The following is an 11,558-nucleotide window of genomic DNA, read 5'->3' as shown; positions in this document are numbered from 1 at the left end:
CGGGTAAAATCTTGACTATAAAATACGGTAATTCGGTCGGATAATCGTAATTTAAATTCCCATACCCTGACAAACATGGAAATTCTCTGGTTTATTCCTACTGGATCTCATGATGGACGCTATTTAGGCACAGATATTGGTTCTCGTGTTGCCACACCTGATTATTTGCAGCAAATTGCCCAAGCTGTGGATAGTTTAGGCTACACGGGTGCATTGTTACCCACAGGGAGTTCTTGTGAAGATGCTTGGATAACTGCTGCCGCTCTGATATCTGTCACCAAGCGGATGAAATTTCTTGTGGCAATTCGCCCAGGAATTACTTCTCCGGGTGCTGCTGCAAGAATGGCAGCAACATTTGACCGGATTTCTAAAGGAAGATTGTTGATTAATGTGGTGACAGGTGGAGATCCGGTGCAACTTGCTGGGGATGGCTTGCATCTTAGTCATGACGATCGCTATGATTTAACCGATGAATTTCTTACCGTTTGGCGGGGTATTGTCAGTGGGGAAACAGTGGATTTTAAGGGAAACTACCTGGATATCAAAGGTGGTAAACTCTTATTCCCACCAGTTCAAAAACCCTATCCACCCTTGTGGTTTGGTGGTTCATCTGCTGCTGCGAAACGGGTTGCTGCTAAACATATAGATGTTTACCTGACTTGGGGTGAACCTCCACAACAAGTTGCTCAAAAGATTGCTGAAGTTAGGCGATTGGCGGCTGAACAAGGTAGAACAGTCCGCTTTGGGATTCGCTTGCATGTAATTGTGCGAGAAACCGAGTCTGCGGCTTGGGATGCAGCCAATGAGTTAATTAAGTATGTGGATGAGGATGCGATCGCAAAAGCTCAGGAGAACTTGGCTAGTTCTGATTCTGAAGGACAGCGACGAATGAGTAAACTACATAGTGGTAGTCGAGAAACCCTAGAGATTAGTCCAAACCTGTGGACAGGAATTGGATTGGTGCGGGGAGGTGCTGGTACAGCCTTAGTTGGAGATCCCGATACCGTTGCCGCTAGGATGCTGGAATATCGTAATTTGGGCATAGAAACCTTTGTGTTCTCTGGATATCCCCATTTAGAAGAAGCGTATCGCACCGCCGAATTATTATTTCCACACCTACCTTTGCAAAGCGAACCTGCACTTTTAACGCCACCAGTCTTGAGTACTGTTAGCGAAATTGTCGCTAATAAAAAATTTTCTGAACAACTAACGAGTGCTTCATGAATAATTCGTAATTAAAGAGCAAATTACGAATTATGTTGATGGTGCTTCTAGATTCATCTTTCGGAACAATTGAAAATCCAAAATCCCATGACTATTAGCCTTAAACACACCAAAAGAAACAATAATATATCCCTGAGCGAGGTGTTAGAAAACCCGCAAATCGATAAAATAGTTCCCTGGATTGTGCCCGTTCTAGTGCTAGTATTTTGGGAGCTTGCTTCCAGAACTGGTTTACTCTCAACCAGAATTTTACCAGCCCCTAGTGGCGTAATCGCTACAGCCATTAGGCTAGCCTCCACCGGAGAACTTTTTCAAAATATAGGAATTAGTGCTGGGCGGGCGATATCTGGTTTTATAGTTGGTGGCACTATTGGATTCGGTTTGGGATTGCTCAATGGCTTTTCCCGGATAGCAGAAAAGTTATTAGATAGTTCCTTGCAAATGCTCCGCACTATCCCTAATTTGGCATTAATTCCCTTAGTAATCCTCTGGTTTGGTATTGGCGATCAAGCTAGATTATTTCTAGTTTCTATGGGGGTATTTTTCCCCTTATATCTCAATACATTTCATGGCATCCGTAGTGTTGATCCTGGACTGATTGAGATGGGAAAAGTCTATGGATTGAAAACACCACAATTATTATGGCAAATTATTTTTCCAGGAGCCTTATCTTCGATTCTCGTGGGTGTACGTTTTTCTTTAGGGATTATGTGGTTGACACTAATTGTAGCAGAAACGATCGCAGCAGATTCTGGACTTGGTTATATGGCAATGAATGCCCGTGAGTTTATGCAAACTGATGTTGTGGTTTTAAGTATTCTGATCTATGCACTACTTGGTAAATTAGCAGATGCTGTTGCCAAAGGATTAGAAACAAAATTTTTGGGTTGGAACCCAAACTATCAAAAGTCATAAATGCTAAAGTTACCAGATTCAAAGGGTGAAAACTCCTGATTTTAACTTTTGATTTATATTCATTTTGAGTGTAATTTACAAATTCAACATCTCATCAAAGAAATAAATCCTGATTGTTCTGAAAAAAATGAGGTTTTGCAAGTGAGTTCTAATGTACAGGGTACACAACTAAGTATTTTGGATTTGACGAAATCTTTCGGTAAGAAAACTGTTTTAAACTCACTAAAATTAGAAGTTGAAACAGGTGAATTTGTCGCTATTGTTGGACGAAGTGGTTGTGGTAAGAGTACCTTATTGCGTTTGATTTCAGGATTAGATAAAACAACTTCAGGCGGAATACTACTAGATGGAGAACCACTGCGTAGACTTAGCGGTTCTGTAAGAGTGATGTTTCAAGATCCTCGTTTGTTACCGTGGAAGCGCGTTATCCAAAACGTAGGGTTAGGCTTACAAGGCGATTGGCGTGAAAAAGCTTTGTGGGCACTCAATAAAGTCGGACTTAAAGATCGGGCTGATGAGTGGCCGTATGTTTTATCTGGTGGACAACGGCAACGGGTATCATTGGCAAGGGCGTTAGTCAGTCAGCCCCGTTTGTTGTTGTTAGATGAACCTTTGGGAGCATTAGATGCTCTAACTCGCTTAGAAATGCAGCAATTAATTGAAAATTTATGGCAAGAGCGAAAATTTACTGCGTTTTTGGTTACTCATGATGTGGAAGAGGCTGTCGCGTTAGCAGACCGAGTGATAGTGATTGATGAAGGACAGATTTCTCTCGATTTACCTGTGAGACTTTCACGCCCGCGAGATAGAAGTAGCGAAGTATTTGTAAAGATCAGAGAAGCAGTTCTCCAGCGAGTAATGACCAATGAAAGTACTCAATCAAATAACCAATTATTGCAGTTGAGTAGTTGAGATTTAGTATTCATTAGTTGATTAATATAACGCTTGGGGTAGCTGCTGTAAAATAGGCTACTTCGAGACTTAAGATTATTAATATATAAGAATCCGGTTTGATTTGGAGAAAAGATCCGTAGGTTGTGTTAGCGACAGCGTAACGCACTAATGATTGTGGATTAGTTTTCCTAATACCCAGTCCCCAATCCCCAGTCCCTTTTAAAATTTAAAATTAAATGGAAGAGTAGCAAATGGTGAAACTAATTTTACCCGATCATCTCATTGCTGATATTGAGCCACACCTACCATCTGATATAGATGTTGTGGAGGTGGATAGTGAAGGTAATCTCGGTGGTGATGCTAGTGATGCAGAAGTTTATGTCAACGGATTTTACCTGAAAGCTTCTACTCTTGACAAAGTGCTAATAGCCGCACCCAGGCTGCGTTGGCAACAGTCGCCTAGTGCTGGTGTGAATCACATCCTCACACCAACTTTTTTGCAAAAGGACATTATCCTCACTAATGGCGCAGGGGTTCATGCGATTCCAATTTCGGAATTTGTACTGGCATTCATGCTGTATCACGCCAAGAATCTGCGGAAATTACAAACTTTGCAAAATGAGCAGACTTGGGTAAGAGGAGTCTTTCTCGAAGAGTTGGCAGACGCTACTTTATTAATTCTCGGCACTGGGAATATAGGTCAAGCGATCGCATCTCGCGCGAAAGCATTTGGTGTTAAAGTTTGGGGTAGTCGCCGCCATCCCGAACCCCTACCGAATTTTGATAAAGTTGTGGGTGCTGATGAATGGCGATCGCTCCTCCCAGCCGCAGACTATGTAGTTATTGCTACACCATTAACTCCAGAAACTAAAGGCTTGATTGATGAAGCTGCATTGCGGTCTATGCGTCAGTCTGCTTACTTAATTAATATCGCTCGTGGTGCGATCGTGGATGAAGTTGCATTACTCACTGCACTACGTGAGGGATGGATTGCAGGTGCTGGATTAGATACAGTGGCTACAGAACCTCTGCCACCGGAAAGTCCTTTGTGGTCGCTACCAAACGCCTTTATCACCCCTCATTGTTCAGCCCTCTCACCACGGCTGAGAGAGCGCATAGCAAAACTGTTTATCGACAATCTTATCCGCTACCAAACTGGTCAGCCCTTACGAAATGTCGTAGACAAAAAAGCAGGATACTGATTGGGAATTGGGAATTGGGAAATTGGTTAATTCTTCTCCCTCATTTCCCTCATCTTCCCCTGCTTCCCCTGCTTCCCCTGCTCCCTCATCTCCCTCATCTTCCCCTGCTTCCCCTGCTCCCTCATCTCCCTCATCTTCCCCTGCTCCCCCTGCTCCCCCTGCTCCCCTGCCCCCCTGCCCCCCTGCCTTCTTCCCAGTCCCCAATCACTTAACTTTCAGTACCGATTTACCTAATGACTGGCAAATAACATCATTTTGTGGTGTGTGGATACGACTACATAAAACGTCTCGGTAGTGTCGCTCTAAAGGATTCCTTTTTAACATACCAGGATTACCTGTCAGTTCTAACGCAATCTCTACAGCCCGAATTGAGTTAGTTGTGGTCAGGTATTTAACAGCTTGTGCCTGTAATCCTACGTTAGACTCATACTCGCCCTTATCAATATCTTGAGCCAAGCTATAAATCAATCTATTGTTAGCAAATAGCAGTGATTCTATCTCACCCACGGCAGTTTGGAAGCGTGGTAGAGTTGCCAGTGGCTCTTTGAGATTAGAAGGCGATCGCTCCCAAAGATATTTCACCAGCCAGTCTCGCGCACTAGTAGCAACACCGAGATATAAGGCACTCACTGTCAAACTGCCCCAAGTGGAAATCAGCGGATCGAAGGATGGCGCAGCAGATATGGGACTGATACTCAGGGCATACTCTGAGGGGATTAATACATTCTCTAAAATCAGATCGTGGCTACCTGTAGCTCTCATACCCAAGTGATCCCAGGTTTCGACAATTCGCAAACCGGGCAGATCGCGCGGAACTAGAAAACTACCAACTCGTGGTTCGTCCTCAGTTGTCCGCGCCCAAACAATAAAGTAACTGAGGATGGGACTACCTGTGGTGTATTGCTTGTGGCCTGTTAAACGCCAACCCTCTGTTGTGCCTTCGGCAATTGTGGCAGGTAATCCGCCTCTAGCTGGTGTTCCTAACTCTGGTTCGACACGGGCCGCATTAAGCAGGGCAATGCCTTCAATCGATTCACGACACAGCCGTTTATATACTTCTGGATTCCAGCGACGACTATGGGCTGCATGGGCATGTTGGAGATAGTGCATTGTCAGTACTAGCGCGGTTGAAGCATCGCCACGCGCTATCCCTTCAATCACTCGGCAGATAGTTGGCAACCCTAAACCCTGACCACCTAATTCACGGGGAATGGTAAGACTGAGTAATCCTGCTTCATGCAAAGCTGTAAAATTCTCAAAGGGAAAAGAACCATCTTTGTCGTGTGCCCCTGCACGGGTAGCAAAGTCCTTGCCCAGAGCCTCAACCCGGTCGAAAATATTAGGGAGAGTTTCTAAGTTTTTGGTTACAAAGGTGTCTGGCACTGCTTGCTCCAACTTTGACATAAAGTAGCCTAAATCTTGCTTTCTTTTCTTCTTCAGTTTATGACCTCGAACTTAGGTCTTTTAGCGATCGCTAGCAATACTACTTAAAGCCGCTCGGATTTTAGGAATTAGTAAGTTATGCAAGTATGACATAAATAGCTTTCGCAGAGCAAGCCAGCTAGAAGATTTAGCGATCGGGCAACTCGATCGGCGCTTATTCCAAAAGCTCACCACATCTAATGATAGTAGTAATTATGTTCTGGGTATACTAAGGCATAAACATAAACTTATAAGAACTAGACCCAATGTTACTAGAATCAAATCCAGTATTTCTTATCCTTGGCTATCGCATTATTAAGCAATTATACTCTGGTAAAAAAACCTTAGTTTATCGAGCTATCAGAGAAAAAGACCAGCAATCAATTATTTTGAAATTGATGCGTAACGAAGATCCTAACTTCGATGAAATCAATCAATTTATCAATCAATACACTATTACTAAAAACCTTGAAATTCAGGGCATAGTCAAACCAATAAGTCTAGAAAAATATTACAATAGCTATGTTCTAATAATGGAAGATTTTGGTGGTATTGCCCTTAATCTCTGGCAGCAAGAAGAGCATAAAAAAGGAAAAAATTCTGTTTCATTGAGTGAGTTTTTCGATATTGCCATTGAAATTAGCACAACTTTGGAAGGGCTACATTCCCATTGCATCATTCATAAAGATATCAAACCTGCCAATATTCTGATTAATCGGATAACAGGTAAGACCAGAATTATCGATTTTAGTCTTGCGACTCTATTACCAAGAGAAATTCAATTTCTTACCAATCCCAACGTTCTAGAAGGAACTCTAGCTTATATTTCCCCTGAACAAACAGGACGCATGAATCGAGGTATAGACTATCGTACCGACTTTTATTCCTTGGGTGTCACATTCTTTGAACTCTTGACTGGGCAGTTACCCTTTAGTACTACTGAACCTATGGAGTTAGTCTACTCTCATATTGCTAAAGAACCGCCAAAAGCCAGTTATATTAACTCCAATATTCCTCCAGTTTTATCTAATATTATCAGCAAGCTAATGGCAAAAAATGCTGAAGATAGATATCAGAGTGCTCATGGACTCAGATATGATTTGGAGAGATGTCAAAACCAATGGCAAGAGAAAAGAAGTATTGCAGCTTTTGAATTAGGGATTCGGGATATATCGAACCATTTTACCATTCCTGAAAAACTCTATGGTCGTCAAAGAGAGATCGAAATTATACTCACTACTTTTGATCGGGTGACAAGCGGCAGCACGGAAATGATTTTAGTCGCTGGTTACTCAGGAATTGGTAAAACGGCTGTAGTCAATGAAGTCCACAAACCCATTGCAAGACAGCATAGTTACTTCATCAAAGGTAAATTTGACCAATTCCAACGTGATATCCCGTTATCAGGATTGGTGCAAGCTTTACAGGATTTAATTGGGCAAATCCTCTCCGAAACCGATGCCCAAATTCAACAATGGAAAACCAAAATTTTATCGGCATTGAGTACGCAATCTCAGGTAATCATTAATGTAATTCCTGAACTGGAAATAATTATTGGTAAACAACCTCCATCTACCGAACTTGCTGGTAGCGCTGCTCAAAATCGCTTCAATTTATTGTTCCAGAGATTTATCCAGGTTTTCACCACTAAAGAGCATCCTCTGGTAATATTTCTAGATGATTTGCAATGGGCAGATATAGCTTCTTTGAAGTTTATTCAATTATTAATGGATGAGACTTCTTCTCGCCTTGCTCAGGATAAAGAGAATATATATGAAACTAAGGGCGGTTTGCTACTAATTAGCACCTATAGAGATAATGAAGTTTCAAATCTCCATCCGTTATCTTTGACACTAAAAGAAATTGCTAAAACAGGAGCAGTAATTAATACAATTAAACTCTCACCTCTAAGTCAGATTGATTTAAACCATCTAATTGCTGATACGCTACTTTGCCCTGAGGAAATTGCTGTTTCTCTGACTAAAATGGTGTTTATTAAAACTAAAGGCAACCCCTTTTTTACATCTCAATTTCTTAAGTTATTATATAATGAGGGATTAATTAAATTAGATTTTGACGCTGGTCATTGGCAGTACGATATTACCAAAATTAAAACTTTATCCCTTACAGATGATGTAGTAGAATTGATGGGCATCCAAATAGAAAAATTGCCCAAAAACGTCCAAAATGTATTAAAAATATCTGCTTGTATTGGTAATGAGTTTGACTTAAAAACATTATCAATTGTCAATGAAAAATCATTAATGGATACTGCATCTGACTTATGGCAAGCATTAGTTGAAGGACTAATTATACCTCAGAAAGATGGTTATAGTCTTACACCAGAAAATGATAAACAACTATTAGGATTTTCAAATAGAGAATCGGAAAATTTATCAATTACTAATTTTTCAGCTCCGAGGTATAAATTCGTACATGATAGAGTTCAACAAGCAGCTTATTCTCTAATTCCCCAAGACCAAATTAAGCAAATACACTTAAAAATTGGGCTGCTTATCTTGAAAAATACCCCAGTTTCTGAACGAGAAGAAAATATTTTTGAGCTTGTAAATCATTTTAATATTGCAGTCGAATTCATCACCAAGCAAGCTAAACGTAATGAGCTAGCCGAAATGAATCTGATTGCTGGAGGTAAAGCTTTAGTATCAACAGCTTATTCATCGGCACTTAAGTATTTAACTATTGGAATTGAGCTATTAGCTGATGATAGTTGGGATACGAAATACGATATCACCTTAGCTTTATATAATACCGCGGCAGATGCCTCATATCTCAGTGGTGATTTTGAATATACAGAAAAATTTGTCCAGGCTGTGTTGCTAAAAGCGAAAACCCCACTAGATAGAGTTAAAGCTTATGAAGTAAAAATACAGTCTTATGGTGCACAAGGAAAAGAACTGGAAGCTGTCAATATTGCAAAAACCTTTTTGGAAACTTTGGGAGTAAAGTTTCCTACAAATCCCAGTCAATCAGATATTCAGATAGAAATAGAGATAACATCTGAAAAATTGGCTAATAGACGCATTCAAGACTTAATTGAACTTCCAGAAATTACAGAGGCTAAACAATTAATAATCATGCGTATCTTATCTAGTGTAATTGGTATTACTTATACCGTTGCACCAGAATTATTAGTGTTAATTATTCTGAAACAGATCAATTTATCTATCAGATTTGGTAATTCTCCTTTGTCTGCTTTTGCATACGTAATGTATGGAGTAATGTTGTGTGGAGTAATAGGAGACATTGATTCGGGATATAAATTTGGCAAACTGGCTGAGAGTTTATTGCCTAATTTTCAAACAAAAGAGGTAACTGGCAAGATTATGGAAACATTTAATCATCTTGTCAGACATTGGAAAGAACATGTAAAGCAAACATTGAAACCTTTACTTGAGGCTTATACTACTAATCTCGAAGTAGGAGATATGGAATTTGCAGCCTATGCTCTTTATGGCTACTCCCAACATGCATATTTTATAGGAACAGAATTAGTAGAGCTTGAACATAATATAGCAATTCATAGTAATACTATTAGGCAAATAAAGCAAGAAAGAGTATTTCATTGGAATGAAATATTTCGGCAGACAATTTTGAATCTTCTTGGAAATGCGAAAAATCCTCAGATTTTAATTGGTGAAGCATACGATGAAGATAAAATGCTATCACTTCACCTTAAAGCTAAAGATGGAGTAGCACTTTTTTTCCTATATTTCTGCAAACTTCACCTATGTTATCTACTTGCTGATTACTCTCAAGCTCTTGAAAATACAGTAATGCTAGAAAAGTACTTATATGCTGGTGTAGGCATGTTCGTTACTGCTCAATTCTATTTCTACAATTCATTAACACATCTAGCAGTATTCTGTGATTTAGAGGAATTTGAACAACAAAAAATTATGAATAGAGTGGTAGAAAATCAGAAAAAAATGCAAAATTGGGCAGTTCAGGCTCCCATGAATCACTTGCATAAATTTTATTTAGTAGAAGCGGAACGGCATGGAATTCTTGGTCAATATCTTGAAGCGATAGATAATTATGAGTCCGCTATTTCTCTGGCAAAACAAAATGACTACATTAACGAAGAAGCTCTTGCTTATGAATTAGCAGCTAAATTTTACCTCAAATGGGGCAAACAAAGAATCGCCCAAGTCTACCTCACTGATGCCTACAATTGCTATGTTCGCTGGGGAGCATTAGCCAAAGTTAATGACTTGCAAAAACGCTATCCTCAATTACTTGCACCCATTATTAAGCAAGAAAAACTTAGCAATTTTTGCAGTGAAAAAACCCTACAGGAACCAAGTATAGACTTATCTACACTTAGTACTGACCATACTTTGCTTACGAATGAAAATGTCATTGGCTCCAACACTACTATTTCAGATATATTAGATTTGGGAACTGTGATTAAAGCTTCTCAAGTAGTGTCTGGAGAGATTGAGCTAGAGGCACTCCTTTCTACTTTAATGGAAGTTGTAAGGGAGAATGCAGGAGCTTCTAAATGTGTACTGATTTTGTGTGAAGCTGATAACTTAGATTTAACTATTACTGCAATTAGTTATAATTCCACTTTTGGAGATACTCATACTGAGTTTTTATCTGTTCCTTTAGAATTTAGCGATAGTGTTCCTATTTCTTTAATTAATTATATTAAACGAACCCAAGAAATATTAGTAATTGATGATATTAATTCTGAAACTAATTTTGCGGCAGATAGCTATATTAATCGTGAGGAACCAAAAAGTATATTATGTATTCCGATGCTTAATAAAAGCAAACTTGTAGGGTTGATTTATCTAGAAAACAATTTAACGACAGGGGCATTTACACGCGATCGCTTAGAAGTTATAAAACTATTAACGACCCAAGCTGTAATCTCTTTAGAAAATGCTATTCTCTATAACAATTTGGCTGAAGCTAATGAGCGCTTGGAGGAATCCAGTTATATACTAGAGGAAAAGGTGGAAGTCAGAACAGCAGAACTTAACGAAAAAAATCAACATCTGCAAGAAGCTCTAGAAGAATTACAAGATACCCAAAGTCAATTAATTCAAAGTGAACGAATGTCTTCATTAGGGCAAATGGTAGCAGGGATTGCTCATGAAATTAATAATCCAATCAGTTTTATTCATGGAAATATTACTTACGCGAATGATTATGTTCAAGAATTGCTAGATTTAATTAATATTTATCAACAGCAATATCCCCATCCCTCAGCAATAGTGAAGCAAAAAATTCAGAAAATGGATGTAGAATTCCTGAAAGAAGACCTATCAAGAGTCCTCGATTCTATGAATATGGGAAGTTCCCGCATCCGGGATATTATTCTGAGCTTACGTAGCTTTTCTCGTGTGGATGAATCGGAAATGAAGCCTGTAAATATTCATGAAGGCATCGATAGTACCCTAATGATTTTGCAGCACCGACTTAAGGAAAAGAGCAATCGCCCAGAAATTGAGGTCTTTAAACAATACGTACCACTGCCGAATGTTATTTGCTATGCCGGTCAACTAAACCAAGTATTTATGAATATTTTAAGTAATGCAATCGATGCTTTAGATGAGGACAAGAATGAAGGAGATTTTCCGAGGAAAAAGCCTCAGATTCGGATTTATACTGAACTAGGAGAAGTAAACACGCTGAAGATTCGGATTGCTGATAACGGTCATGGCATGATTGCACAGGTACAGCAGAAAATATTTAATCCTTTTTTTACTACTAAGCCAGTGGGAAGTGGTAGGGGATTAGGGTTGTCAATTAGCTATCAAATCGTTGATAAACACAACGGTCATTTAAGCTGTGATTCAACTCTTGGAAAGGGGACTGAGTTTGTGATTGAGATTCCAATGCAACAGTGAGACAAGCTGCCGAGACTGG

General features: G+C 39.6%; 8 protein-coding genes. 5 read left to right on the top strand and 3 right to left on the bottom strand.

Going from position 1 to position 11,558, the window contains the following annotated elements; all coding sequences use genetic code 11:
- The first annotated feature begins 75 nt into the window (after window positions 1-75).
- From ssuD to V7K42_RS25655, 4 genes are all read left to right on the top strand, one after another.
- Window positions 76-1,224: an FMNH2-dependent alkanesulfonate monooxygenase gene (gene ssuD, locus V7K42_RS25670; protein ID WP_334920085.1), complete on the top strand. Its 1,149-nt coding sequence runs from the start codon at window positions 76-78 to the stop codon at window positions 1,222-1,224.
- An 87-nt stretch (window positions 1,225-1,311) separates the two neighbouring features.
- Window positions 1,312-2,139, top strand: coding sequence for an ABC transporter permease subunit (locus V7K42_RS25665; protein WP_334920083.1), 828 nt, complete (start codon window positions 1,312-1,314; stop codon window positions 2,137-2,139).
- A 141-nt stretch (window positions 2,140-2,280) separates the two neighbouring features.
- Window positions 2,281-3,051: an ATP-binding cassette domain-containing protein gene (locus tag V7K42_RS25660; protein ID WP_334920081.1), complete on the top strand. Its 771-nt coding sequence runs from the start codon at window positions 2,281-2,283 to the stop codon at window positions 3,049-3,051.
- Between the two features lie 233 nt (window positions 3,052-3,284).
- Window positions 3,285-4,235, top strand: coding sequence for a D-2-hydroxyacid dehydrogenase (locus V7K42_RS25655; RefSeq protein ID WP_334920079.1), 951 nt, complete (start codon window positions 3,285-3,287; stop codon window positions 4,233-4,235).
- On the opposite strand, the gene V7K42_RS25650 is transcribed toward V7K42_RS25655, so the two are convergent.
- Genes V7K42_RS25650 through V7K42_RS25640 form a run of 3 tightly spaced genes read right to left on the bottom strand, consistent with a single transcriptional unit; the run spans window position 4,200 to window position 5,849 of the window.
- The gene (locus V7K42_RS25650; RefSeq protein ID WP_334920077.1) at window positions 4,200-4,439 is read right to left on the bottom strand and encodes a hypothetical protein; all 240 of its coding nucleotides are present in this window, start codon (window positions 4,437-4,439) and stop codon (window positions 4,200-4,202) included. The genes V7K42_RS25655 and V7K42_RS25650 overlap by 36 nt on opposite strands.
- Window positions 4,440-5,639 carry an acyl-CoA dehydrogenase family protein gene (locus tag V7K42_RS25645; RefSeq protein WP_334920075.1) on the bottom strand — a complete coding sequence of 400 codons (1,200 nt, stop codon included), beginning with the start codon at window positions 5,637-5,639 and terminating at the stop codon, window positions 4,440-4,442.
- Window positions 5,640-5,699: 60 nt separating this feature from the next.
- Window positions 5,700-5,849, bottom strand: a complete 150-nt coding sequence (locus tag V7K42_RS25640; RefSeq protein ID WP_334920073.1) for a hypothetical protein — start codon at window positions 5,847-5,849, stop codon at window positions 5,700-5,702.
- Window positions 5,850-5,923: 74 nt separating this feature from the next.
- Between V7K42_RS25640 and V7K42_RS25635 the strand changes: the two genes are divergently transcribed.
- A complete protein-coding gene (locus V7K42_RS25635; RefSeq protein WP_334920071.1) occupies window positions 5,924-11,539 on the top strand; it encodes an ATP-binding sensor histidine kinase in 5,616 nt (1,871 codons plus the stop codon).
- The last annotated feature ends 19 nt before the right edge of the window (window positions 11,540-11,558 follow it).

It is taken from the genome of Nostoc sp. (genome assembly GCF_036917455.1).
Taxonomy (GTDB): domain Bacteria; phylum Cyanobacteriota; class Cyanobacteriia; order Cyanobacteriales; family Nostocaceae; genus Nostoc.
This window is presented reverse-complemented; position numbering and strand designations above follow the sequence as displayed.